At 60.6% G+C, this 24,971-nt stretch carries 24 protein-coding genes; 12 read left to right on the forward strand and 12 right to left on the reverse strand.

Features of this window, described 5'->3' with window-relative positions; all coding sequences use genetic code 11:
- Positions 1-18: 18 nt before the first annotated feature.
- Entirely contained in the window at positions 19-1,449 is a 1,431-nt protein-coding gene (locus AC07OO_RS24500) for a hypothetical protein (protein ID WP_495084785.1), read from the reverse strand.
- A gap of 69 nt (positions 1,450-1,518) precedes the next feature.
- On the opposite strand from AC07OO_RS24500, the gene AC07OO_RS24505 reads away from it, so the two are divergent.
- From AC07OO_RS24505 to AC07OO_RS24530, 6 genes are all read left to right on the forward strand, one after another.
- On the forward strand, positions 1,519-3,585 hold the full coding sequence (locus AC07OO_RS24505; RefSeq protein ID WP_495084786.1) for a tetratricopeptide repeat protein: 2,067 nt from the start codon (positions 1,519-1,521) through the stop codon (positions 3,583-3,585).
- Positions 3,586-3,748: 163 nt separating this feature from the next.
- The gene (locus AC07OO_RS24510; RefSeq protein WP_495084787.1) at positions 3,749-4,177 is read left to right on the forward strand and encodes a pilin; all 429 of its coding nucleotides are present in this window, start codon (positions 3,749-3,751) and stop codon (positions 4,175-4,177) included.
- A 66-nt stretch (positions 4,178-4,243) separates the two neighbouring features.
- On the forward strand, positions 4,244-6,166 hold the full coding sequence (locus AC07OO_RS24515; protein ID WP_495084788.1) for a tetratricopeptide repeat protein: 1,923 nt from the start codon (positions 4,244-4,246) through the stop codon (positions 6,164-6,166).
- The gene (locus AC07OO_RS24520; RefSeq protein ID WP_495084789.1) at positions 6,150-7,028 is read left to right on the forward strand and encodes a glycosyltransferase family 2 protein; all 879 of its coding nucleotides are present in this window, start codon (positions 6,150-6,152) and stop codon (positions 7,026-7,028) included. Before AC07OO_RS24515 ends, AC07OO_RS24520 begins: the two co-directional genes overlap by 17 nt.
- 79 nt (positions 7,029-7,107) lie before the next feature.
- Complete coding sequence (locus tag AC07OO_RS24525; protein ID WP_495084870.1) at positions 7,108-8,241, forward strand: glycosyltransferase; 1,134 nt, start codon at positions 7,108-7,110, stop codon at positions 8,239-8,241.
- Between the two features lie 13 nt (positions 8,242-8,254).
- Complete coding sequence (locus AC07OO_RS24530) at positions 8,255-9,283, forward strand: glycosyltransferase family 2 protein (RefSeq protein ID WP_495084790.1); 1,029 nt, start codon at positions 8,255-8,257, stop codon at positions 9,281-9,283.
- 18 nt (positions 9,284-9,301) lie between these two features.
- Here AC07OO_RS24530 and AC07OO_RS24535 read toward each other — a convergent pair whose 3' ends face one another.
- Positions 9,302-10,144, reverse strand: coding sequence for a class I SAM-dependent methyltransferase (locus AC07OO_RS24535; protein WP_495084791.1), 843 nt, complete (start codon positions 10,142-10,144; stop codon positions 9,302-9,304).
- A 3-nt stretch (positions 10,145-10,147) separates the two neighbouring features.
- Positions 10,148-11,431: a nucleotide sugar dehydrogenase gene (locus AC07OO_RS24540; protein ID WP_495084792.1), complete on the reverse strand. Its 1,284-nt coding sequence runs from the start codon at positions 11,429-11,431 to the stop codon at positions 10,148-10,150.
- Between the two features lie 97 nt (positions 11,432-11,528).
- Here AC07OO_RS24540 and AC07OO_RS24545 point away from each other — a divergent pair, with 97 nt between their 5' ends.
- Positions 11,529-13,061, forward strand: a complete 1,533-nt coding sequence (locus AC07OO_RS24545; protein ID WP_495084793.1) for a PglL family O-oligosaccharyltransferase — start codon at positions 11,529-11,531, stop codon at positions 13,059-13,061.
- Here AC07OO_RS24545 and moaC read toward each other — a convergent pair.
- Positions 13,038-13,526, reverse strand: a complete 489-nt coding sequence (gene moaC / locus AC07OO_RS24550; RefSeq protein WP_495084794.1) for a cyclic pyranopterin monophosphate synthase MoaC — start codon at positions 13,524-13,526, stop codon at positions 13,038-13,040. The two genes, AC07OO_RS24545 and moaC, sit on opposite strands and share 24 nt — an antisense overlap.
- A gap of 105 nt (positions 13,527-13,631) precedes the next feature.
- Between moaC and tfpZ the strand changes: the two genes are divergently transcribed.
- Positions 13,632-14,411 carry a TfpX/TfpZ family type IV pilin accessory protein gene (tfpZ, locus tag AC07OO_RS24555; RefSeq protein ID WP_495084795.1) on the forward strand — a complete coding sequence of 260 codons (780 nt, stop codon included), beginning with the start codon at positions 13,632-13,634 and terminating at the stop codon, positions 14,409-14,411.
- A gap of 164 nt (positions 14,412-14,575) precedes the next feature.
- On the forward strand, positions 14,576-16,063 hold the full coding sequence (locus tag AC07OO_RS24560) for a M48 family metalloprotease (RefSeq protein WP_495084871.1): 1,488 nt from the start codon (positions 14,576-14,578) through the stop codon (positions 16,061-16,063).
- On the opposite strand, the gene AC07OO_RS24565 is transcribed toward AC07OO_RS24560, so the two are convergent.
- Positions 16,031-16,384, reverse strand: a complete 354-nt coding sequence (locus AC07OO_RS24565) for a phage holin family protein (protein WP_495084796.1) — start codon at positions 16,382-16,384, stop codon at positions 16,031-16,033. The two genes, AC07OO_RS24560 and AC07OO_RS24565, sit on opposite strands and share 33 nt — an antisense overlap.
- A gap of 87 nt (positions 16,385-16,471) precedes the next feature.
- Between AC07OO_RS24565 and AC07OO_RS24570 the strand changes: the two genes are divergently transcribed.
- Positions 16,472-16,882, forward strand: a complete 411-nt coding sequence (locus AC07OO_RS24570) for a DUF3717 domain-containing protein (RefSeq protein ID WP_495084797.1) — start codon at positions 16,472-16,474, stop codon at positions 16,880-16,882.
- A gap of 50 nt (positions 16,883-16,932) precedes the next feature.
- On the opposite strand, the gene AC07OO_RS24575 is transcribed toward AC07OO_RS24570, so the two are convergent.
- Positions 16,933-17,493 carry a YaeQ family protein gene (locus AC07OO_RS24575; protein ID WP_495084798.1) on the reverse strand — a complete coding sequence of 187 codons (561 nt, stop codon included), beginning with the start codon at positions 17,491-17,493 and terminating at the stop codon, positions 16,933-16,935.
- A gap of 118 nt (positions 17,494-17,611) precedes the next feature.
- Positions 17,612-18,991 carry an adenylosuccinate lyase gene (gene purB, locus AC07OO_RS24580; protein ID WP_495084799.1) on the reverse strand — a complete coding sequence of 460 codons (1,380 nt, stop codon included), beginning with the start codon at positions 18,989-18,991 and terminating at the stop codon, positions 17,612-17,614.
- A 97-nt stretch (positions 18,992-19,088) separates the two neighbouring features.
- Here purB and AC07OO_RS24585 point away from each other — a divergent pair, with 97 nt between their 5' ends.
- Both AC07OO_RS24585 and AC07OO_RS24590 read left to right on the forward strand, forming a co-directional pair.
- On the forward strand, positions 19,089-19,703 hold the full coding sequence (locus AC07OO_RS24585) for a glutathione S-transferase C-terminal domain-containing protein (RefSeq protein ID WP_495084800.1): 615 nt from the start codon (positions 19,089-19,091) through the stop codon (positions 19,701-19,703).
- A gap of 110 nt (positions 19,704-19,813) precedes the next feature.
- Positions 19,814-20,056, forward strand: coding sequence for a hypothetical protein (locus AC07OO_RS24590; RefSeq protein WP_495084801.1), 243 nt, complete (start codon positions 19,814-19,816; stop codon positions 20,054-20,056).
- Between the two features lie 26 nt (positions 20,057-20,082).
- On the opposite strand, the gene AC07OO_RS24595 is transcribed toward AC07OO_RS24590, so the two are convergent.
- The 5 genes from AC07OO_RS24595 to AC07OO_RS24615 all read right to left on the reverse strand — a co-directional run bounded on the left by AC07OO_RS24595 (position 20,083) and on the right by AC07OO_RS24615 (position 24,959).
- Positions 20,083-20,556 (reverse strand): nuclear transport factor 2 family protein, encoded by a 474-nt coding sequence (locus AC07OO_RS24595; protein ID WP_495084802.1) that lies wholly within the window; start codon positions 20,554-20,556, stop codon positions 20,083-20,085.
- On the reverse strand, positions 20,553-21,344 hold the full coding sequence (locus AC07OO_RS24600) for an SDR family NAD(P)-dependent oxidoreductase (RefSeq protein ID WP_495084803.1): 792 nt from the start codon (positions 21,342-21,344) through the stop codon (positions 20,553-20,555). The genes AC07OO_RS24595 and AC07OO_RS24600 overlap by 4 nt, the downstream gene beginning before the upstream one ends.
- A 165-nt stretch (positions 21,345-21,509) precedes the next feature.
- Positions 21,510-22,817: an MFS transporter gene (locus AC07OO_RS24605; RefSeq protein ID WP_495084804.1), complete on the reverse strand. Its 1,308-nt coding sequence runs from the start codon at positions 22,815-22,817 to the stop codon at positions 21,510-21,512.
- Between the two features lie 55 nt (positions 22,818-22,872).
- Positions 22,873-24,108, reverse strand: coding sequence for a class I SAM-dependent methyltransferase (locus tag AC07OO_RS24610; RefSeq protein WP_495084872.1), 1,236 nt, complete (start codon positions 24,106-24,108; stop codon positions 22,873-22,875).
- Positions 24,109-24,140: 32 nt separating this feature from the next.
- Positions 24,141-24,959 (reverse strand): DUF1365 domain-containing protein, encoded by an 819-nt coding sequence (locus AC07OO_RS24615; RefSeq protein ID WP_495084805.1) that lies wholly within the window; start codon positions 24,957-24,959, stop codon positions 24,141-24,143.
- Positions 24,960-24,971 lie beyond the last annotated feature (12 nt).

Below are 24,971 nucleotides of genomic sequence, written 5' to 3' on the forward strand. Positions count from 1 at the left end.
TCTCGGCGCTATCGAAAATCACGCATTCGCTGCAAAAGACGAACGATCCCAAGCAATAATCTGTGAGATAAATAGTGCCAAGGCCACCACACAAACTAACAGCAATATTGCGAGACGACGCCAGCGACCAGATCGCGCGCATGCAATTGCGTGTTCGCCATATCCGAACAGAACAGCAATGCAGATTGGTATGAGCGGAAAGCCGTACCGCTCTTCCGTATGCAGTGCAGTGTGCTGTGCCAGCATTACCACCGAATAGGTTGCAAGGAAGACTGCACCGGAGTGGTTGACTAATCGTGCTCGCAGGGCTGATCTGACACTCTCCTTTCGGAGTTCCAGCAGTGCGAGCAAGCACAGTGAAAATCCCAACCAAGCCAATGCGCCATAGCCGCGGCTTATGTTCCGCAGCCAGGGCGATGTCCAGTTTTCCAGGTAGGGCGTAAAGCGAAAATAGTCAAAAAGACCTACCCACTTCTTTGCAACAAAAGCAGGCAAGGTCAATGGCCGGGTCGCAAGGCATCCCGTCAAGGAAGAGTCGCTTAAGCCGATGGTGGAGTCGATGTGGCACTGGAGGAAATAGTTATTGAACATGGTCGAATCTGCAACCATGGGCAACGTCCCGGGAAACTCGTTTTTTTGCGACCACATCAGGCGGGCTCCTCGCAACCCAGCTTGCATGCTTGCATGTGCATCGAAGGTCTTGGGTGACTGCAAGCAGATACTGCCGTATTTTTCGGTGCAATGAATTCCTTGTGGCGCCAGCATGATCAGGCAGCCCACCGATAGGGTGCCGAGAGCAATCCTATGGAGATGAGACCCTCTGCATACAATTCCCCAGCAAACCAGCAATGCCGCCGTTAGGCCTATCAAGGAGGCGGGACGCACCAGGATTGAAAATCCTAGGCATACAGCTGCAAGCCCCGAAAACAGCAGGCACTTGGAGATACGTTGAGCGCCAAGGCTGGCGGTCAACGCCACCAAACCAAGCAGAACAAGATCAACGGATAGAGTGTCGGAAAGTGGACTGGTTACATGGCCAACCAGAACGGGGCAGGTCGCCAAATACACGAAGACCCAATAGCGGGCCCCCTTGGAAAGGACAAAGTTCGCTGTTTGTGCCCATGCTGCAAACAACCAAGAGGCAACCAAATGGATGATCAGCATTGCCACGCCGACCGTGTTGATCCAAGAAAGTAGGTAGACCGTGGGGTAGAACACCGAAAGCACGGCGTGGACGGCATATTCCAAAAAAGGAAGTCCGACGGTTCGGTCGCCTGCATAGGAAAGTGCAGAGGCAAGGCTGCCAAATCCCTCCGCTATTTTCAAATAGCCGTAGGCGTCGCCCCGTACGCGGACATCCAGGGGATAGGACGCGCCGACGGCGAATAAGCCGAACGCGATGAGCGAGGCAAAGGCAATTACGAATGATCTGTTTAGCAAAGCGGACATACTAGCTGCGCATGGTTGTGGATGTTCGCTTATAAAATTAATTCTTCTTGAATCAAGGGCAAGAGTTCTATGCTGAAATGGTTGGCCGCAAAGTTTGAGAGCCGCAAAGGTGACTTATCGGTCCACCAAGAGCACGCTGTGAATGTTGTTCCGCAAGCTGTGGTCCAAGTGACTGCAGATGAGTGGAAGAGGCGGGGCAATGCATTTCTAGGCGATGAAAATTTCGTCGAAGCCGAGCAATGCTATCGCAATGGTGTTGCGGCGGACCCAACGAACGCTGTCTGCTACTCCAATCTTGGCTATGTTCTGCTGGAACAGCGGCGATGGGTCGATGCAGAAGAAATGCTCAAGCGGGCGGTCGAACTCGATCCCGATGATTTTGACGCGCACTATATGCTTGCGAACTTGTGCAGGGATCGCAATGAGTGGTTGCAGGCGATTGTGAGTTACCGCAAGGCCTTGGCGATCAAGCCTGATTTTGATCTCTGCCGGCGTGATCTGTGTATTGCCCTGGCGCAAAGCAGCCAACCCAAAGAAGCGCAGCTTGTGATGAGCCAGGGACCGGCTTTTGGTGCCGACACCGTCAATTTCCACTATTTCAGTGGCAACCTGCATTTGGAAACGGGTGACTATGCTGCGGCTGCAGCCAGCTTTTCGTTGGCCAAGCAACTGAAGCCCAATGAAGCAGTCATTTTGTTCAACTTAAGTACTGCGCAGATCAGGCTGGGGGACCATTTCTCTGCGCTCAAGAATTGCAAGGCAATCCTGTCATTCGAGCCGGACAATGCCCAGGCCTATGCGAATATGGCGACTGCTTATCAAATGCTGGGCGAGCGCGACAAGGCCGTGGAGTGCTACCGAAAGGCTCTGGAAATCAATCCCCAGTATTTATATGTGCACCAGAACTTGCTGTTTGATCTCAGCTATTTGCCTGGTTACGACCCGGCCGATTATTTGAAAGAAGCCAGAAACTATGGCAAACAAGCCAGCGCGCGGGCAAAGCCTTTTACAAGCTGGCTAAGTACGCAGATTCCTAGAGCAGGGCGCCCCTTGCGCGTGGGGTTTGTCTCGGCTGATTTGCATTCGCACCCCGTGGGCATGTTCCTGGTCAACGTGTTGTCGGCGCTTGATCCTGGCAAGATTACAAGTGTTGCTTATTCCAGCCGGGTGACGGAAGACGCGCTCACCGAACACCTCAAGAAATTGTTCTCCGAATGGAGGAGTGTTTCGTTCATGACGGATAAGGAATTGGCGGAGGAAATCCATTCCGACGGGATTGATGTGCTGGTGGATCTTTCCGGGCATACCGGGCAGACACGTCTACCTGTATTTGCTTGGCGCCCGGCCCCGGTTCAGGTGGCATGGCTGGGTTACTGGGCCAGCACAGGTGTTGCGGAGATGGACTACATCTTGGTAGATAAAACATCTGTCCACGAGGACGAGGCGCAGTTTTATTCAGAAGCTCTCTGGTTTCTGCCCGAAACGCGTCTGTGCTTCAGCCCCCCGGTTACGCTGCAGCCTGTCACGGCCGGGAGCGTGCCGGCGTTGCGCAAAGGCTATACGACCTTTGCGTCGTACCAAGCACTCAACAAGATCACTGACGCAACGCTGGCGCTCTGGGCACAAATCCTGGAGAGAATGCCATCGGCGCGGTTCAGATTGCATGGAGTCCCCCTCAACCATGAAGCCACAGTCGTTGATGTCAAACGCCGCCTGGCGATCGCCAACATCGATGTTGACCGTGTGGATTTGATTGGTAGAGTCCCGCGCGAAGAGTACCTGCGGTCCTATTCCGAGGTGGATTTGATCCTTGACACATTTCCCTATCCGGGCGGCACCACAACAGCGGAGGCTCTGTGGATGGGGGTGCCAACCGTGACCTTGGCGGGTAACACCTTGTTGGCACGCCAAGGTGAAAGCATGTTGCACTGCGTCGAACTCGATGATTGGGTCGCGAGGAGCGAGCAGGACTACGTGCAGATGGCTGTGGAAAAGGCGAAGGATTTGAGCACGTTGGCAAGCTTGCGTTCTGATCTGCGCGCCAAGGCGCTGGCGTCCGCTCTGTTCGATGGAAAGCGGTTTGCTCGCAACTTGGAAGATGCCTTCTACGGCATGGTAAAGGCAAAAATGGGATGAATCATCCTGACAAAAAAGTCCTTTCTTGGCCGGCAGAGTACAAAATTTGTTCTTTTTCTCTCAAATTGCCACCATTGCGGGCGCGCTAGTAGGGCTACCAAAGTGGCATGAAAAGTGCTCTAATCGCTTCGCCTTCACTTTCTATTCAACAAGGAGTTTTACTATGAAGCGTTCTATCCAAAAGGGTTTTACCCTCATCGAACTGATGATCGTCGTGGCCATCATTGGTATCTTGGCCGCTGTGGCGTTGCCTGCATACCAAGATTACACGGTTCGTGCAAAGACCAGTGAAGTGGTTTTGGCTGCATCTGGCGGCAAGACTTCGGTTGCTGAGGCCTTCCAGACCCTGGGTCACATGCCTGCCAACGCAACATCCGCTGGTATTGGCGCGCAATCCTCTCCCTATGTTTCCCAGATTGACTACTCCACTGCCGCAACAAACACCGCTACTCTGGTTGCTACGGCCAAGGGCGAAGCCAAGATTTCTGGTAGCACCATCACTTTGATGGGCAATGCTGGTACCGACGGTGTTGTGAGCTGGGTTTGCAGCGGCTCCATCAATGCTAAGTACAAGCCTGCTAACTGCCGTTAATCTTCGGCTACAGGTAAAAAGCTCCGCTGCGGCGGGGCTTTTTTTTTGACACAACATATTCCGTTCTTGAAGTCCACTCGCCTCCTCCCGCTGTGTTTTGTCCCGGCCTTGGGCGCCGTATTGCTTGCGATCTATTGGGTTGGGCTCTCGGGAGCCTTTGCATTTGATGACTTTGGCAATATCGTCGGCAACCGTGCTTTGCGTGTGGCGGACGATTCTTGGGCGGCCTGGAAAGCCGCTGCTAGCAGTGGCGTAGCTGGTCCCATGGGGCGTGGGCTGAGCATGCTCAGCTTCGCACTGAACTACTACTTTTTTGGTGAGTCTCCCTTTTCGTTCAAACTATTCAATCTGGGCATCCATTACGCCAATGCCCTGATCGTTCTGATGCTGGCGCGGCAAGTGTTGGCACTTGCAAAACCCGGCCTCAGTACCCCGCAGGCGTGGTGCATGGCTGCCTGTGCCTCGGTTCTCTGGGCCGTGCATCCCATGAATGCGCTGCCCATATTGCTCGTCGTGCAGCGCATGACCAGTCTGTCAGCCCTTTTCATGCTTGCAGGCATATTGCTCTATCTTTACGGACGCACGATGCAGTCCTGGCGTGGATGGGGTGCCATTGCACTGAGCCTCCTGGCCTGTCTGCCGGCCGCGGTCTTCTCCAAAGAGACGGGCATCCTGTTTCCACTGTATCTCTTTCTGTGTGAGTGGTTGTTACTGCGCAGCCTAGGCCGCATCCCACTCACCATCCGATGGCCGTTGACGTTGTTAGCAGGGGCACTGTTGGGCATACTGTGTTGGACATACTGGGAGATCGTGACGTCCGGTTACCGTTTGCGGGATTTCAACCTGCAAGAGCGTTTGATGACCGAGGCGCGCGTGTTGTGGTTCTATGGGCAACAGTTGCTATTGCCGGTGGCAAAGTCTTTTGGTCTGTACCACGACGACATCGCCGTTTCGCGCAGCATCTTGGCCCCGCCCGCAACGCTGTTGGCCATTGTGGGCTGGATGGGGGTCATCGCCTGGGCCTATTGCTTGCGTAAGCGTCAACCACTGTTCGCGTTTGCCGTGTTCTGGTTTTTGGTCTCGCACGCCTTGGAATCGACGCTGTTGCCCCTGGAGATTGCGTTTGAACACCGCAACTACATAGCCTCCGTTGGGCCACTGCTGTGGCTTGTCAGCGTGCTCTTGCCAAGCGCACAGGCGAATAAGCAATGGACCATGCCGCGGCTCGCTGTACTGTGTGGCTTCTGTGTGTATTGCGGTTTTGTCAGCCACCTGCGAGCTTCGCAATGGTCAAGTGACTTGAGTCGCCGCCAGATTGAAGTGTCCAATCACCCGCAGTCGGCCCGGGCGAATTACGAATATGCCGTCGGCGTCCTGGAAAGAACGTTTGAGGCCGGTCAAGGGGGCGCGCAAGCCTATGACTTGGTGCGAGCCCATTTGCAGCGTGCTGCGGCGCTGGATAGCAGTGGCAAAACGGCCGTGATCGGCTTGGTGTACCTGGATTGCATCGCTGGCAAGCCCAAGGACCCGCGCCTTGCGGCGGACGTGCTCAAGCACTTTGCAAGCACGCGCTTCAACCCGGAAGACCGCGGTTTGCTGCAGGGTTTGTCGCCCATGCTGGCCGATCACAAACTGTGCATGACCGACGACGAAGTGGCGGGGCTGATCCAGGCCGGCATCGCCAACCCAAGCCTGGACAACATAACGCGTTCCATGCTGTATGCCCTCGCGATGGACTATGCCGTTGCTGTATCGCACGCCATTCCGTTGGCAATCGAATACGCGCAAGCTGCGGTGGCAAGCGACCCCGCCTCCATTGCGCTGCGCATGAATTTGATTCAGCTGTATGTGCAATCCGGTAAAGTAGACCAAGCAAAGCAGGAATATGCGCGGCTATTGAACATTGCCGTGCCGTCGCGCGACAAGCCGAGCCTCGATCACCTGAAAAAAATATTTGAAACGATTGACAACCATGCAAGCCCGCGCTGATACGTATTCGGTCGTTATTCCTGCGCGCAACGAGGCGGGCGGGCTGCAGAAATTGTTGCCCGAACTGTCGCAGTGCGTACCCCTAGGTACGGAAATCATCGTGGTCAATGACGGGTCTACGGATGACACCGAAACCGTGTGCCGCACCCACGGTGTTCGCGTGGTCACACACCCCTACTCCAAGGGCAACGGCGCAGCCATCAAAACCGGTGCGCGCGCGGCCAGTGGCAGCATCATTGTGTTCATGGATGCAGATGGCCAACACCAGCCATCGGACATTGCGAGGCTATTGGAAAAATTGGCCGAGGGGTATGACATGGTGGTCGGTGCGCGCCAATCGGGCTCTCACGCTGGGGCGCACCGGGCGGTGGCCAACGACGTATTCAGCAAGCTCGCAACCTGGATGGTCCAGCAAACCGTGCAGGACCTCACCTCCGGCTTCCGGGCGGTCAAGGCCCAGCACTTCAGTCAGTTCTTGTACCTGTTGCCCAATGGGTTCTCCTATCCCACAACGATCACAATGAGTTTCTTCCGCGCAGGTCATGGTGTGGCCTATGTACCCATCCACGCACCCAAGCGCACGGCAGGCAAAAGCCATATCAACCCGCTTAAGGATGGCATGCGCTTCTTGCTGATCATCTTCAAGATCGGTACGCTGTACTCACCGCTCAAGCTGTTTCTCCCAATCAGCCTGCTGTTTTTCTCCACGGCGTTTGGCTATTACCTGTTTACCTATTTCACCCAGCATCGCTTCTCCAATATGAGTGTGTTGCTGTTCACAACATCGGTGTTGATCTTCCTGATCGGGCTCATATCCGAGCAGATCACGATGCTCATCTACAAAGACAGTGATCCCAAGTAGCGGCAACGGCCAACGCAAGCGTGTGCTGGTACTGACCTCCACCTTTCCCAGGTGGGTGGGTGATACCGAGCCGGCCTTTGTGCATGCGCTGTGCGAACGCCTGTCCGAGCGCTTTGACATATGGGTATTGGCACCTCACGCGCCGGGCGCCGCGACGCGTGAGACCTTGGGCTGTATTCAGGTCGTGCGTTTTCGGTATTTCTGGGATTGGGGAGAAAGCCTGGCCTACCAAGGGGGCATCATGGCCAAGCTGCGCAGCAACCGCCTGCGTTATTTGCTGGTGCCATTTTTCCTGGGTTTTCAATGGGTTGCGATGCTGCGATTGCTGAGGTCGCAGCATTTTGATGTGGTCCATGCCCATTGGCTGTTCCCCCAGGGGTTTGCGGCGGCCTTGGCAAAACGCGTGCTGTCGCGCTTTCCCGCATTGGTCTGCACGTCACATGGGACAGACCTCAACGGTTTGCAAGGCGGACTGTTCACCCGCATCAAGCGCTTTGCTGCCCGTCAATCCAATGCCTTGACGGTTGTCAGTGCGGCGATGCAACACAAGGCTCAGGCGCTAGACGGGGCCGTGCAGTCGATGTCGGTCATACCAATGGGTGTTGATGCACGTGCACTGTTTATCCCGCAATCTTCGGAGCCGCGTGAGAGTCGGCAACTGTTGTTTGTGGGGCGGCTGGATGCGCAAAAAGGGGTGGATACCCTAGTGGGCGCCATGCCGGACATTCTGCGTGCCTTTCCCGACTGCACGCTGCGCATTGTGGGCTCCGGCCCCGAGCGACAGCGATTGCAGGACCAGGTCAATGCACTCGGAATGGGTGACAGCATTCGCTTCGACGGCGCCATACCCAACCGAGATCTTGTGACTTACTACCGCAGAGCCGCGCTGCTGGTCTTCCCTTCGGTGGGCGCGGAAGGGCTTCCTGTGGTTTGCCTGGAAGCACTGGCATGCGAATGCCCCGTTCTTGCATCCAACTTTTCGTCGGTGCAGGAAGTCATTCAAGACGGTGTCAGTGGGGTCATCTTCGCCGCGGGCGACTCCCATGCGCTTGCGCACGAAGCGGTTCGGCTACTGTCCGATCCCGAACATCGCGTCGCCATGGGCCGCGCGGGGCGGCAGTTTGTTCTTGCGCACTTTGATTGGAGCCGGGTGGTGCGCGAGTTCACCGCCATTTATGATCGTCTGGCAGACGCGAACGCCCATGGCAACTGACACTTCAACCGCGATGCGTGATCATGTCCACACCCGTTCCTTGATCTCTGTCTGCATCCCCAACTACAACGGCATGGCAGTCATCGATGACTGCATCCAATCGGTGCTCGCACAGCAGGGTGATTTTGGGGTGGAGATCATCGTACACGACGATAACTCCAGCGACGGTTCCCTGACCCATATCCGCGCGACCTACCCCAGCGTCATGGTCATGGAAAGTACGGAGAATGTAGGCTTTTGCATCGCAAACAACCGCATGGCCGCAGCCGCTACCGGTGCATATCTGCTGTTGTTGAATAACGATGCGGCGCTATTTCCCGATGCCATCAGCACCTTGCTGCAGGAGGCGCAACGCCTGCAACAACCCGCCATCCTGGGCTTGCCACAGTACGATGCCGGCACTGGCGCACTGCTCGACATTGGAGCCCGACTAGACCTCTTCTTGAACCCGGTTCCCAATCTCGACCCGCAGCAGAACGACGTGGGCATGGTGGCCGGCGCCTGTCTATGGATCGACACATCGCTGTGGACAGAGTTAGGTGGCTTTCCGCCCTGGTTTGGATCCATTGGCGAAGACCTGTACCTATGCTGCAGAGCCAGGCGGTGCGGCTACCGGGTGCGTGCGCTGGGTGTATCCGGTTACCGCCACCATGTGGGCGCAAGCTTTGGTGGCGGCAAGGCACAGGGTGGCAGGTTGTCTACCAGCTTCAGGCGCCGCGCCTTGTCCGAGCGCAACAAGACCTTTGTCATGGTGATGAGCTACCCGACGCCCGCACTGCAGTTCATACTGCCCCTCCATGTGGTCCTGTTGTCACTCGAAGGTCTGTTGCTGTCGCTGGTGCTGCGCAACCGGGCCTTTTGGAAGCTGATCTATGGGCCGATTGTGCCGGCCCTATTCCGGCGACGCAAAGAACTGAGGGCTACAAGGTCCGCAATGCGGAACAAGACCGGTAGCGCAAGCATCCGCTTCTTTTCCGTATTCAATATCCTTCCGCACAAGCTGACCATGCTGCTGCGACATGGCCTGCCTACCGTACGTTGATGGCGGAGCCAGCAGCGGTCAGCGGCGCAGGCCCGCGCGTGCCATCAGGTTTGCAATTCGCCGCCGAGTGCCCAAGCTGATGTAGGAGAGCAGAAAGTGCAACAGCCTCTTGCCGCTGTGCGGCTTCGCAGTGTCCGGAACCGGTAGCGACGCGATTTGCAGGCCCTTGCCTGCGGCTGAATGGGGGACCGCCTTGACAATCACCTGGTAAACAGACCCGAAGGGATTGCTGTCCAGCGCAAGCCGGGTCGCTTGGGGCAATTGGTGCCAGCGGCGGGCGAACTCGCTTTGCTCAGGTGGTTTGAGCACATAGTCCACCTCGGTGATCTTGAGGCCTGCGTCGTTGCACAGCGCCTGTATGTTGTGCATACCAAAGAAGCGGATGTGGGTCTTGTCCAGCAGGCCCCAGGGCTGGTAGGCGAAATCACTGGCCAACAGGCTGGCGACGACGGCGTTGTGACCCGCATGCGGCAAGGAGATGACGACGTGGCCGCCTTCGGCGAGCAGCGGGGTCAGGCGTCCCACGGTTGTCCAGGGGTCCAACAGATGCTCCAAAACATCGCCGGCCACAATGACCTCGAACGGACCGGTACCGGCCAGAACCGTTGGCCACGCCGGGTCATTGAGGTCGCAGCGGCGCACGGCCTCACAATACGGGGCCACGGCTTCAACCGCCTCGGCATCCCGCTCCAGGGCCGTCACGCTGCAGTGTTGATCTACCAGCAAGCGGGTGATCATTCCAGGCCCGCAGCCTAGCTCCAGCACACGCTTGCCGCTCCCAACCAGACGCGCTACTTTCGTGGCGGACGAGTTGGCGTGCACCGCGTAAGCGTAGGCAGGGGGATGCGGTTGCTTGACCATGAACTACAGGCGCCACACACCAAGCCCGGCCGCGGCCAGTGCAGTGGCGTCAAATCGGGCCTTGACGTCAACAAAGCAGCCGCCCGGCATCACCTTCCCGACGCAGTCACTCAGCGGTCTGAACAGTAGGGCCGCATGCGCTACGGCGGCCACGATGGCATCGGCCCGCGGCAAGGCGTCCCAGGTCAGCAATTCGACGCCATACGCCTGCTGCGCTTCATCCGCATCTGCTACAGGGTCATGCACAAACACCTCGACCCCATAGGTGCGCAACTCGGCGATCAAGTCCCAGACTTTGGAATTACGCAGATCCGGTACGTCTTCCTTGAAGGTGATGCCCAGCACATTCACTTTGGCGCCTTTGATGGGGCTGCCCGCCTGTATCAACTGCTTGACCGTTTGCTCGGCAATGTATTTGCCCATGCCGTCATTGATGCGCCGTCCCGCCAGAATGACTTCCGGGTGGTAGCCCAGCATCTCGGCCTTGTAGGTCAGGTAGTAGGGATCCACGCCAATGCAGTGACCGCCCACCAAGCCCGGACGAAACGGCAGAAAATTCCATTTGGTGCCCGCAGCGGACAGCACCTCGGAGGTGTCCAAGCCCATCATGTTGAAGATCACCGCCAGTTCGTTCATCAGCGCGATGTTCAAGTCGCGTTGCGTGTTCTCTATGACCTTGGCCGCTTCCGCGACCTTGAGCGATGAGACCCGGTGCACCCCAGCCGTCACAACCTTCTCATAGAAACTGGCGACCCGTTCCAAGGTTGCCGGGTCGTCCCCCGCGACGACCTTGACCGTGTTGACCAAGGTGTGGTGTTTGTCGCCGGGGTTGATGCGTTCAGGTGAATAGCCCACATGGAAGTCGCGTTTCCATTGCAGCCCGGACATCCGCTCCAGCACCGGGATGCACACCTCCTCGGTGGCACCGGGGTATACCGTGGATTCGTAAATGACCACATCCCCTGCCTTCAGATGGGCGCCTATGCTCTCGCTGGCGCGTACCAGTGGTCCCAGGTCGGGCTGGCGGGCGGCGTCAATGGGGGTGGGGACGGCGACAATCAGAATATTGGCCTGGGCCAGTGCGGCGGCATCACCGCTAAACGTCAGCAGTTGCGCGGCCTGCAGGTCCGCATCGCTGACGGTGCCGCTGGGGTCTGTGTGCTGACGGTAGCTGTCCAGCTTCTGCGCGCTCAGGTCGTAACCTATAGTTGGCATCAACTTCCCAAATGCCACCGCAAGCGGTAGACCTACATAGCCCAGACCGACCACTGCAACTACATCACCCATGGCTTGCTCATCTTGTTCATTTGCCAATCATAGGCTACCGATTGCTGTCGTTGTGCTGGTGGTCCTGCCCTGGCTCAATCCGTTTTCGCCCGGCCCCATGCCTGCTGCCGTGCCCTTGCTGGCGTCGTGGGCCTGTGTGGCAGCCTTGTTGGCTGCCGTCGGTTTCATGGGGGGCAGCATCCACAAGAACCGCTGCACGACAGCCATTGCCAATGCCTGGCTGTTGGCGGCACTGGTCAGCGCTGCGATGGGGCTGTTGCAGTACTTTGGCCAAGCGCAAGTGCTCAGTCCCTGGGTGAGCCAAGTCGGCGCGGGGGAGGCCTATGCCAATCTGCGCCAGCGCAACCAGTTTGCCACGCTGTGCAGCATAGGTTTGCTGGCCCTGCTGTGGCGGGTTGCTAGCTGGCAGCCCCCTGCCGCCAACGATGGTCAACCGACGTCAGGGCCTGGCGCCGCGCGGTGCTTCTTGTGGGGTGGCGCTATGGTGCTGCTCGCCTGTGCCAATGCGGCCAGCGGCTCGCGCACCGGTCTCTTGCAATGGTGGCTGGTGGCAGGCTTGGGCTTGCTGTGGTGGCTACCCACGCGGAACCAACGCCCGGTGTTGCACCAGCCGCACGGACGCTTCGTAGCGACCGCCTTGGCAGCCCTGGTCACCTACCTGGTGTGTCTGTGGGTGCTGCCCTGGCTGCTGTTCGTGACCACCGGAATCGAGAGTGGCGGGCTCCTGGGGCGGTTCAACGAAGAATCGGGTTGTGGCAGCCGCCGCGTCTTGTGGGCCAACGTGCTGCAGCTGATTGCGCAAAAGCCTTGGCTGGGCTGGGGCTGGGGCGAATTGGGTTTTGCCCACTTTACAACCCTGTACCCCCAAGAGCGTTTCTGTGACATTCTGGACAACGCCCACAATCTGCCCCTGCACTGGGCGGTGGAGTTGGGTGCCCCCTTTGCAATTGTGGCCAGCGCTGCATTGGCTTGGCTGGTCTGGCGGAGCAGCCCCTGGCGGGAACGCGTGCCCGCCCGTCAGTTGGCGTGGGGTGTGCTGGCCGTGGTGGGCTTGCACAGCCTGGTGGAGTACCCCCTGTGGTACGGTCCGTTTCAGATGGCCGCGGGCTTGTCGGTGTGGCTACTGTGCACGACGGCGGGCATGTCTGCCACGGTGCCACAAGGGGGCTCTTCAGAGTGGCCCTCCGGGGAGGGGGTTGTATTAATTTCGCCTATAGCCCTCGTATTGATTCAATGTATTGCTGCTATTTTGATAGCATTTCTGACTTTTGCGGGTTGGAACTACTGGCGCGCCAGCCAGCTGTACCTGCCGCAGGCCGATCGTGCCAGCGCCTACCGGGAGGGCACGATGGACAAGGTGCGTGACGCCTCGCTGTTTCAGAACCAGGTGCTGTTTGCCGAACTGACCACCACGCCGCTGACGGCGGACAATGCCGCCCACCTGCATGGCTTGGCGCAGCAACTATTGCACTTTTCGCCGGAACCGCGGGTGGTCGAGAGGCTGATCGAAAGCGCCACCATGCTGGGGCGCAATGACGTGGCCGTCTACTACCTTCAGCGTTACAAGGCGGCGTTTCCCAAAGAGCATGCAAGCTGGGCCCAGGCCCTAAGCAGCAACAAAGCTCCCTGACTTGCCGCCGTGTTTTTCCAGCAGTTTTACATCGGTGATGGTCATGCCGCGGTCCGCCGCCTTGCACATGTCATAGATGGTCAACAAGGCCACCTGGACGGCGGTCAGGGCCTCCATCTCCACGCCCGTTGGCCCCACGGTTTCTGCGGTCGCCTGGCATTGCACATGGGCGGGTTGTGTGCTGGTGGCCTCAGAGAGCACGAACTCCAGTGCCACACGGGTCAGCGCAATGGGGTGGCACAGCGGAATCAGGTCACTGGTCTTCTTGGCGCCTTGGATGCCTGCAATGCGGGCAATGCCCAGCACATCGCCCTTCTTGCTGGTACCCGTTGTGATCAAGGCCAGCGTCGTGGGCAACATGTCGATGCGCCCGCTGGCAATGGCCGTACGGTGCGTGGCGGGCTTGGCGCCAACGTCGACCATGTGGGCTTGGCCTTGGGCGTCAAAATGGGTGAGCTTGTGCATGGCAGGGTATTGAAAATCTCAAAAAACACCCTAAAGTCGGTGCTCGTCAACTTTACCTGAGCTTCACGCTTGCCGGAACCGGATTCAACTACCCTCTCGTACCGTATGAACATGGCATCCCATCCGCCCGATTTTTGGCGCGACCGCCTCAAAGCCAGCGCCATCCATCTGACATTGAGCCTGACCATTGCCGCGTTGGCCGCAGCTTTGGTGTTTGGCGTGTGGTATCCCTACCCCTACCGAGAAATCTCGGGTGGCAGGGAGCTCTTCTTGATCTTGGTGACCGTGGACGTGATCCTGGGCCCGCTGCTGACACTGGCCGTGTTCAATCGTGTGAAGGCCTGGCCGGTGCTGCGGCGGGACCTGGTTGTCATCGCCACGTTGCAATTGCTCGCATTGGGTTACGGTTTATGGACGGTCTGTGTGGCGCGGCCCGTGCATATGGTGTTTGAGTACAACCGCTTCAGTGTGGTGCACGCGGTGGAGTTGACCCCGGAAGAACTGAAGAAAGCGCCAGCAGGCATTGAGGCGCTGCCGCTGACTGGGCCTACGCTGTTGTCTCTGCGGGACTTCAAAAGTGAAAGCGAAAAAGTGGACTTCACATTGGCGGCCGTAGCTGGCGTGGGGTTGGTGGCCCGACCCGAGTTGTGGCAGGCCTACGCCAAGGCTCTGCCTACGATCCTCAAAGAAGCCAAGCCGGTTACCGCACTCAAGACCCGGTTCGCCGGCAAGGCTTCTGAGATTGACCAGGTGGTTGGCGCCGCAGGCGGCAACCCGCAAACCGCACTGTATGTGCCGCTGATTGGCCGTGACCACTACTGGACCGTGTTTCTCGACCCGGTTGACGCCCATATTGTGGCGACCATGCCTCTGGACCCATTTTGACCAAACGCTTCAAACCTTATCGGTTATCAGCCCTCGCCATTGCTTCTTGTGCAGCTATATTTTCAATAGCATCATGGGTGGCGCCGGCGGTTTATGCCCAAACCGCCCCAACCGGTGGCGGATCCAGCAGCAGTGCCTTGCCCAACCTGGGGGATGGCGCCGATATGACGCCCGGCGCCGAGCGCAAGCTGGGCGATAGCATCGCCCGCGAGCTCTACCGCGACCCGGATTACGTAGACGATGCCGTGCTGATGGAGTACGTGCAGGGCATCTGGCAGCCCCTGCTGGCGGCTGCCCGGGCGCGCGGTGAGCTGCAGCCCGAGCTGGACAACGCCTATGCCTGGGAGATCCTGTTGGGCAAGGACCGTACCGTCAATGCGTTCGCGCTGCCCGGTGCGTATCTGGGCCTGCACCTGGGCTTGATGGCCGTGGTGACCAGCCGCGATGAGCTGGCCTCGGTGCTGGCGCACGAGCTGAGCCACGTCACGCAGCGTCACATTTCCCGCATGATGACGCGCCAGAGCCAGCAGGCACCCTTGCTGCTGGGTGCCATGATCCTGGGCATATTGGCCGCTGGCAAGAGTCCGAACGCCGCCAGTGCCGTGCTGGCTGGCAGCCAGGCCGCCGGCGTGCAAAGTCGACTCAACTTTTCGCGCGATATGGAGCGCGAAGCGGACCGCGTAGGCTTCTCGGTATCGACCGAGGCCGGCTTTGCGCCCCAGGGCTTTGTGTCCATGTTTGCCAAACTGCAGCAGGCATCGCGCCTGAGCGATGACGGCAATTTCCCCTACCTGCGCAGCCACCCGCTGAGTACCGAGCGCATGGCCGACATGCAGTCGCGCATCGAACTGCCCGACACCGGCAGCGCACCCAACCCCGCCGCCCGCCAGAATGTGCAGGAGGCCGATCAGGCCATGATGACCGCGCGCGCGCGGGTGTTGTCCAACTCGGCGGTCGATGCACTGCGTACATGGGCCGTGGAGGCCGACCCGGTCTTGCTGGCCAAGCAATCGGCGACCCAACAAGCCGGCATCCTCTATGGTGCCACGCTGGCCGCCATCAAGCTGCGGGACTACAAAGACGCCCAGAACCAATGGAACCGTCTGACGGACAACGTGCGCAAGGACGCCGCCGCGGCCCGTCTGGCGCGCCTTTTGGGCGTAGAGCTGAAACTGGCCCAGGCCGATGGCGCGGGTGCGCTGCGCCTGCTGCAAAGCGGCGCGCCAAACCCATCGGAAAAGACCAGCCCCAGCCGCGCGGAACTGTTCCTGACCGCGCAGGCGCAACTGCAACTGAGCACCACGGCACAGCAGTCGGCCGCCGCGGCCAGTTCCGGTGCCGCGGCGGGCAGTCTGGAGGCCACGACACAGAACCTGCAAACCTGGGTGGCCGACCACCCGCGCGATGCCCAGGCCTGGCAACTACTCTCCAGCACCTATGCCGCCGAAGGCCGCACGCTGAGCTCCATACGGGCCCAGGCCGAGGTCAGTGTTGCCCAACTGGATTACCCGGCCGCACTGAGCCGTTTCAAGACTGCGCAGGAGTGGGCGCGCAAGGGCGGTGCCGGCACGGACCATTTCGAGGCGTCCATCGTGGACACCCGCACCCGTTATGTGGAATCACTGGTTCGGGAACAGACGCTGCAGCGCTGAGTCGATGACGATGCCCAGCACCGAATAAATCAGCGAACCGATCAGCGCGGCGCCAAAGCCGCTGACATTGAAGCCCGCCAGCAGGGCGGCGGCGGCCCAGAACATCAGCGCGTTGATGACAAACAGGAACAGACCCAGCGTCACCACGGTCACTGGCAGAGTCAGTATCACCAGGATAGGCCGCAACACCGAGTTGAAAAGACCGATGACCAGGGCGGCGATCAGGGCTGAGGTGAAGCTCTTGATCTCCACGCCGCTGTAGAGGTGGGCCACGGCCAATAGCGAGACCGCGCTGAGCAGCCATTTTGCGATGAGTTTCATGGCGCGAAGAATAGCACTTCACCCGCGCCGCTGGGCTATGATGCGCCTCCCCTGTCCCGCCACCCATTTGTCCTGTCTGCGGCGTCCGTGCCCCATATCCACATCACCGACCTGGAGTCGGCCATCAACTACTGGCGTGCACGCCTGCCCTCGCCCGACGGCGTGACGCTGCCGGCGCCCACACGGGCCCTGGCCGAGGTGTATGCCTGCATGGTCTACGCGCGCAGCACGCAGGTCAGCGCGGCGGCGTTTTCCGAGGCGGCCTATGCAGCCTGGTTGGAGTGGTATGCCAGCATGCCCGACACGCCCTGCATTGCCATTTGCTCGACCAGCCAGGGTGACGCAGAGTGCAAGGGCTGCGGCCGCAGCTTTGAGGAAGTGCAGCACTGGCTGGCCATGGATCCGGTGGCTAAACGCGAGGTCTGGCACCGTATCACGGTTGAGGGCACGGCCCTGCGCTTCAATAAGTACGCGGAGCGTGCGGCCGAAGGCGTGTAATTTGCTACTGAATCAGTAGCTGCCTAGGCTTGTTTCACGAGGGCTTGCGGTTACTTCCATCGAATGGGTTCGATGTCCACCGTGGTCTTGTCGTCGCCGAGCGTCAGCGCGCCTTCCTGTATCGTGGCCTGCAGTTGCATGCTGCGCTGCGCCAATTGGGCCAGGGCTTGCGACGCTGCGGTGGGCACGCGCCACACCTGCAGCTTGTCCAGGCGGGTGAGCTTGGTCTCGATGCCCTTCCACCAGATGTCGGCCGAGTGGGCAAAGCAGTACAGCAGCACGGCGTCGGCCTTGTTGCAGGCCTTGGAGATGGGCTTTTCCTCGGGCTGGCCCACTTCGATCCACAGGCGCTTGTGGCCGGTGAAATCGGTCAGCGATACATCCGGGTCCTCCGGGTCCGACAGGCCAGCCCCAAAGGCCAGCGTGCCGTCGCCATTGCACTCGCTTTGCAGCTTGTAGGCGTTGAAAGCCAGCGCCGCCAGGCGGATCATCATGCGCTCGTCGGTCTCGCTGGGGTGGCGGGCCAGGGTGAGTGCGTGGTCGGCGTAGTAGCCGTGGTCGATGTCGGCAATCTGCAGATTGGCCTTGAAGATCGTCGATTTGAGTGCCATGGAAGTGAGACGCCGTTCGTGCGAAGGGAAGTTATTCAGGAATGCCGCGGAACCGGCTTTGCCGGGCCGCTGGCGTTGTCCCCCTCCCAGGGGGAAGCGGCGTCAGCCGCTCAGGGGGTCACACCCTTTTCGCCAGTTCGGCGGCCATGCCGGTGTAGCTGCCGGGTGTCATGGCCAGCAAACGCGTTTTTTCTTCTTCAGGTATCGCCAGTCCGGCGATAAAGCCCTGCATCAGTTCGCGCGTCATCGCCGCGCCGCGGGTGAACTTCTTCAGTTGTTCATACGGCTGGGGCAATCCGAAGCGGCGCATCACGGTCTGGATCGGTTCTGCCAGCACTTCCCACGACGCATCCAGATCTGCGGCGATGGCGTCTTCGTTGATTTCCAGCTTGTTCAAGCCGGTCAGCAGCGACTGGTAAGCCAGCACCGCATAGCCCACGGCCACGCCCATATTGCGCAGCACGGTGGAATCGGTCAGGTCGCGCTGCCAGCGGCTGATGGGCAGTTTTTCGCTCAGGTGGCGCAGGATGGCATTGGCCAGGCCTAGGTTGCCCTCGGCATTTTCGAAATCAATGGGGTTGACCTTGTGCGGCATCGTGGACGAGCCCACTTCGCCGTCCTTGAGCTTCTGCTTGAAGTAGCCCAGGCTCACATAGCCCCAGACGTCGCGCGCCCAGTCGATCAGGATGGTGTCCACGCGGGCGATGGCGTCGAACAGCTCGGCCATGTAGTCGTGCGGCTCAATCTGGATGCTGTAGGGTTGGAAGGTCAGGCCCAGGCCCAGCGGCTCGGGGGTTTCGATGACGTTGCGGCTGAAGGCCTCCCAGTCGAAATCGGGCCAGGCCGACAGGTGGGCGTTGTAGTTGCCCACGGCACCATTCATCTTGGCCATGATCTTGATGCCGGCAATCTTGTCGCGCGCGGCGGCCAGGCGGACCACCACGTTGGCCACTTCCTTGCCCACCGTCGTGGGGCTGGCGGTCTGGCCGTGGGTGCGGCTGAGCATGGGCACGTCGGCAAAGCCATGGGCCATGGCGCGCAGCTTGGCAATCACTGCGTCCAGCGCCGGCAGCAGCACCTGGTCGCGGGCGCTCTTGAGCTGCAGCGCGTGGCTGGTGTTGTTGATGTCCTCGCTGGTGCAGGCAAAGTGCACGAATTCCTGCGCGGCCAGCAGCTCGGGCCGGGCCTCGAATTTGGACTTGATCCAGTATTCCACCGCCTTCACGTCGTGGTTGGTGGTCTTCTCGATCGCCTTGATGGCTTCGCCATCGGCCTCGGAGAAGTTCTTCACCAGACCCAGCAAGTAAGTGCGTGCTCCGGGTGTCAGCGGCTTGAATTCGGCAAAGCCGGCATCGCTGAGCTTGATGAACCAGGCCACCTCCACCTGCACCCGCCGGTGCATATAGCCCTGCTCGCTCATCAGGGGGCGCAGTGGGGTCAGCTTGCCGGCGTAGCGGCCGTCCAGTGGAGAAAGTGCGGAAATTGAGGAAAAAGTCATGGGCGAATTGTAGGTTGTACGCCACCATCGCCCCGTAACAGCCGGTCTAACCACCCCCAATGGATAGAATGAAAGCTCCTGAAACTGTTGAGCACGCATGAAATTACTCGGATCCACCGCCAGCCCCTATGTTCGCAAAGTGCGCGTAGTCATGGCCGAGAAGAAACTGGACTATGACTTCGTGACCGAGGACGTCTGGAGCGCCGGTACCACCATCGCCGAGTCCAATCCTCTGGGAAAAGTGCCCTGCCTGATCATGGAAGGGGCCGAGGCCCTGTTCGATTCCCGCGTCATCGTCGAATACCTGGACACGCTGTCGCCGGTGGGCAAGCTGATCCCCGCTGTCGGCCGCGAGCGCGCCGAAATCAAGACCTGGGAAGCCCTGGCCGATGGCCTGATGGACGCCTCCATCCTGGCCCGCCTGGAAGCCACCTGGACCGGCCGCACCAAGGCCCAACGCAGCCAGGCCTGGATCGACCGCCAACTGACCAAGGTCACCGCCACCGTCAAAGCCATGAGCCATGGCCTGGGCGACAAGCCTTTTTGCGGCGGCATCCATTTCAGCCTGGCCGACATCGCCGTCGGCTGCGCACTGGGCTACCTGGATTTCCGCTTCCCGCAGATCGATTGGCGCACCGACTACCCCAACCTGGTTCGCCTGCACGACAAGTTGATGCAACGGCCCAGCTTCGCCGATACGATTCCTGCCTAGGCTAGGGGTTTCCCCGCGAGACGGCGGCGCAACAGCCGCTTGCGCCGTTCACACCGTTTTACATTATTGGGCTTCCCAAACCGGGTAGCGAGGACTACAGTTGCCCCTCTATGGCGACCCTCAAGACCAAGATCCTCTACAAATGCCGCGAATGCGGGGCTACCAGCTACCAGCAGGTCATAGACCGCGGCCCCAGTGGCGCCTTGCAGGCCACCGGTCAGTACCGTTGTAGTGGTTGTCGCAATATCTTCGCCTCCATCCGCGCCTGGTGGGAGCCGCGCCGTACGCCGGAATTCCAGGCCAGTGCGTTCAAGGCCAGCGCCTTCCGCCCCAGTTCGTTTGCCGGACTCTAAAACCGCAGCTCCCCAGGCCATATTACTCAGCGATTGGCCCGTTTTCTGAGCCAGCGCATCAGCGTGCCGATCAAGGGCAGCTTCTCGTACAACTCCTGCGCTGCATCCCAATAGTCGCGGTGCAGCACGACCAAACCCGTGTCTGAAAACACCAGGTGGCTGGTGCCGCGAACGGTTTGCACGGTCTTCTTGTCAAAGCGCTTGAAGCGAAAGTGGAAATCCCACAGCAAAAAGCATTCCTTGCCCTGTACCACCCGCCCGGTGACGACAAAGCGGGGATCGTCCAGGGCCACAAACATGTGGTGAAAAATGGCCTCGATAGCCGTCAGCCCTTCCATGTCATTGAACGGGTCGACAAAACGCGCCTGGCGGTCGTAGAGCGCGGCCAGTTGTCCCAGGCTGTGGGGCGTCAAGGTTTCAAAAAATGTAACCAACCGCTGCACATCGGGGGCTTGCGCGGCGTCGGGGCTCAGAGGGATAGCGGGCTGTTCGTTGCTCATGGGGCAATCCGGCGAACCAGGTGGAAGAACAGCCGGTTGGGCATCAGCCGCAAGGCTTTGAGCCACAAAGTGAAGCGCTTGGGGAAGTGGATTTCAAAGGCACCCAGGGCCCAACCCTGCAGGATGGCGCTGGCCGCCTGCTCCGGCGTCAGCAGGGCCGGCATCGCGAAGTCGTTGCCGGCGGTCAGCGGCGTCTGCACAAAGCCGGGGTTGATGATGGACACGCCCAGGCCCTTGGCGTGCAGGTCCAGGTACAGGGTCTCGGCCAGGTTGATCAGCGCGGCCTTGGTCGGCCCATAGGCCAGGCTATTGGGCAGGCCGCGGTAGCCGGCCACGCTGCCGACCAGGCTGATATGGCCGCTGCCCCGCGCCAGCAGGGCCGGCAGCACGGCGTCCAACAGGTGGAGCGCACCGATGTAATTGACCTCGCAGTGGCGCAGCATATCGGCGACGTCCAGGGCGTCGGCGCGCATGGCCGCGTAGTGGCCAGCGCAGTACACCACGCAGTCCAGTGGGCCCTGGGCCAACAGCTGCGCCGCCGCCGCGCGCACCGCCTGGGGCTGGGTCACGTCCAGCGCCAGGGCCTGGCTGCCCGGATGGGTGTTCACAAAGGCGGCCAGCGACTGGGCATTGCGTGCCGACACCACCACGCGGGCGCCCAAGCCATGCAAGGCCGTGGCCGTGGCTTGGCCTATACCGCTGGAGGCCCCGACGATCCACACGGTCTTGCCGGCCCAATCCACCTGGGGCGGATTGAGGGGCGGCAAGAAGGCATTGAGCAAAGGCATGGTGCAAATTGCTCCGAATTTAGTAGCGATACAAGTACATTCGACGAGGGCTAGATGTCATCTCTTTCAATGACCTACCGGCCAGAGGCGGTACCTGCCACAGGCCACGGCGCTCATCCAGAGCACGGTAGTGCATAGCCAGCGTGTGTGCTTGCATGGGCAATCTCATGGCGTTTTGCGGATGATCAGCCCGTACAGCAGCCCCGCCGCCAACAGCTTCAGCGCGCAGGGCAGCAGGCAATAGGCCAGGCTCAACATCTGCAGTGCCTCGGGGTCACGGGTGCCGGGCGCATAGCCCAAGGCACCCAGCGCGGGCAGGGCTACGCCAGCGGCCAGGGCCAGGTTGAGCTTGGTCGCAAAATTCCACCAACCAAAGTAGGCGCCCTCGGCCTGGCCGCGGTCGCCGCTGTCGGCAATCGTGCCGGCCAAGAGGGCGGCCGGCAGGGCCAGATCGGTGCCCAAGGCCACGCCCGACAGCGCGCAGACCAGCAAAAAGCCCCTGAAATCCCCGGTGCCCAGGGCCAGTGCAAACACAAAGACGGCGATGGACAGCAGCATGCCCAGGCCCCAGGTGCGCGCCAAACCCATAGAGCCCACCAGGCGCACCCACAGCGGTATGGCCAGCGCGGCGCAGATGAAGTAGCTGCCCAGGAACAGCGGCTCCCAATTGGCGGGCGCCTGCAAGCGGTCTTGCACAAAGAACAGCAACAGTGTGGCCGGCAGCGCGCTGGCAATGCCGTTGACAACAAACACGGCCAGCAGCGCCCGAAAGCCGGGGCGGCTGAACGGCAAACCCAGCCCGGCGCGTTTGGCGCTTGACGCGGTGGCCGCTTCGCTTGATGGCATCAACGGCGTCGCGGGCGGCTGCGGCGCCAGCCGCCAAGCGAGCCACGCCACGGACAATGCTATAAAAAGTAGAGCGATAGTTGTAGGTAGTCCGAGGGCTACAGGGCTAATGGATGCAATGACCACGCCCAGCAGGCCCAGTCCCTCGCGCCAGGCCACCACGCGGCTGCGCTGCACCTCGCTGCCGCCCAGGCGTGCGCCCCAAGACTGGTGCAGCACGCTCAAGGCGCTGTAGGCCGCGTAGGTGAGCGCCAGCGCAAAGGCCGCCCAGGCCAGCAAGGCATGTACACCCTGTACCGGCGGAAAGAACAGCGCTGCAAAACCCAGGCCTAATATAAGGGCGGCCAACGCGCCGCGGCGCAGCACGGCCGCTGGAGAGCGCGCAAACATGCCATCGCTCCAGCGTCCCAGCAGCGGGTCGATCACCGCATCAAACAGCCGCGCCACCAGCAGCAGCGCACCCAGGCTGGCCAGGGGCACGCCAAAGCTGCGCGCATAGTGGTTGGGTAGCAGCACATACAGGGGCAGGGCCACAAAGGCCAGCGGCAAACCCATCAAGCCGTAGCGCCAACCCTGGCGCCATGTGAAGTGTGCCGTGGCGGTGGTTGGCAGTACGGTCGCCATCATGGTGTGGCCCGTGCCAGCAAGGCGGTGCGCAGGCAGTGCAGTTGCAAGGCAGGCCTCAGGCGATGGCGGGCTTGCGCAGCGTGTACTGCACCACGTCGATGTTGTCTTCCAGAAAGGCCGCTTCGCAGTAGGCGAGGTAGAACTCCCAGATCAGCAAGAAGCGTTGGTCAAAGCCGGTCTTCAGCACCTGGGCACGGCGTGCCAAGAAGGCCTCACGCCAGCGTTTCAACGTCTCGGCATAGTCGTGGCCAAAGGCCAGTTCCTCCACCACCTCCAGACCGGCGGCCTGGGCCTGGCGGCGAAACTCCCGCGGGCAGGGCAGGCAGCCGCCGGGGAAGATGTACTGCTGGATGAAGTCCGTGGAATCCACATAGCGTTCAAACAGCGCGTCGTCGATGACGATGCTTTGCACGCAGGCATGGCCACCGGGTTTGAGCAGCCGGGAGACGGTGGCGAAGTAGGTGGGCCAGTAGGCGCGGCCCACGGCTTCCACCATTTCGATGGAACAGATGGCGTCAAAAGGCGCGTCGTGGATATCGCGGTAATCCTGCAGGCGAAGGTCCGCCTGGTTGCTCCTACCCAGGCGGTGCAGACGCTCCCGTGCCGAAGCGAGTTGGGCATGACTCAGCGTCACACCGGTGACCTGGGCATCGCGCTCCACCGCCGCCATTTCGGCCAGTGCGCCCCAGCCGCAGCCGATCTCCAGCACGCGGTCACAGGCCTTGACGCGGGCCTGGTCCAGCGCGCGGCGCACCTTGGCATGCTGGGCTTGGACCATGGTCTGTGTGTAGTCGCCGTTGAATAGCGCGCTGGAGTAGTTCATGGTTTCGTCCAGCCACAGGCGGTAGAAGGCATTGCCCAGGTCGTAGTGGGCGTGGATGTTCTTCTGGCTGTTGCTACGCGTATTGCGGTTCAGCAGGTGGCGCACGCGGTACAGCAGGCGCCCGGCCCAGGTGCCGTAGATGACGCTTTCCACCTCGGCGCGGTTCTTCACCAGCACCCGCAGCAGGTCCACCAGGTTGGGCGTGCTCCAGTCGCCAGCGATGAAGGATTCCGCAAAGCCGATGTCGCCCGACTTGAGCGCCGCCGCACACACATTCCAGTTGTGCAGGCTCAGCGTGGCATGGGGCAGTTCGCCTTTGCCAAAGCGGTGCATGCTGCCGTCGGGCAACTGCAGCGTCAGCGTGCCATGCCGCAGGTTTTGCAGCAGGCGCAGCACGGTGCGTGCGGCTGCCGGTGTGCCGCGGGGAAGGGTGAAGCTGCTGCCGGTGGGTGCTGTAGCGGTATTCATGCTGTTCATGGTGTGGGCTCGATCGGTCAAGGTCAGCGGGTGGTGAACGTGGTGGGCGGCAAGGGTTTGCTGAAGAAAGGCGTGCGTTTGCACAGCAGCTTGAAGGCCTGCCAATGGATGCGCAGCACCACGCCCAGTGTCATCGCGGGATAGCGCCACAGCGCGCGCTGCATGGCGCGCCGGTTCAGTGGCTCCAGGTGGCCGCTGACGCTGGTCTCCAGCAGCGGACCATTGGCGTCGTCGTAGTCGATGCGGGCCACGGTGTGGCTGCGGTCCGGCGTGAACATAAAGCGAAAGCGGTAGCCGCCTTCAATCGGCGCAAAGGGCGACACATGGAAGACCTTGGCGGCGCGCAGCTCCCGGCCGAACTGTGGGTGGTCCAGCAGGTAGCAATGGCGCTCGCCAAAGGTGTTGTTGACTTCAACGACGATGGCGCGCAGCGTGCCGTCGGCGCGGTGGCAGTACCAAAAACTCACCGGTTTGAAGGTGTGGCCGAACACCCGCGGGTAGCAGTGCAGCCAGACCTCGCCATCGGCCGGGTCGGTGTGGTTGGCCGTGTGTTGGCTGCCAATGCCTTCACGGTCCAGTAGTGCGTCCAGCCAGGCCAGCGCGCCGCCCTGTTCGGGGCCACGGCCATCGCCATGGTCGGCATCGTAGAAACTCAAGGGTGCAAAGCGGTTGCGCGCCAGTGTGCCGCTGCCGTGGGTCTGCAGGCTGCGCAGGGGCAGCAGCAGAAAGTAATTGCCATAGACAAAGGCATTGCGCACCGGGGCCAGCCGCGTATGGCGCACCTGCCCAAAGCCGATCTGCGCGGTGGCCGTTGGCGCTTGGGGGCTGGTGTGTGTGGGCATCGTGCGGTGTGC

Source organism: Rhodoferax sp. GW821-FHT07G04, assembly GCF_059418585.1.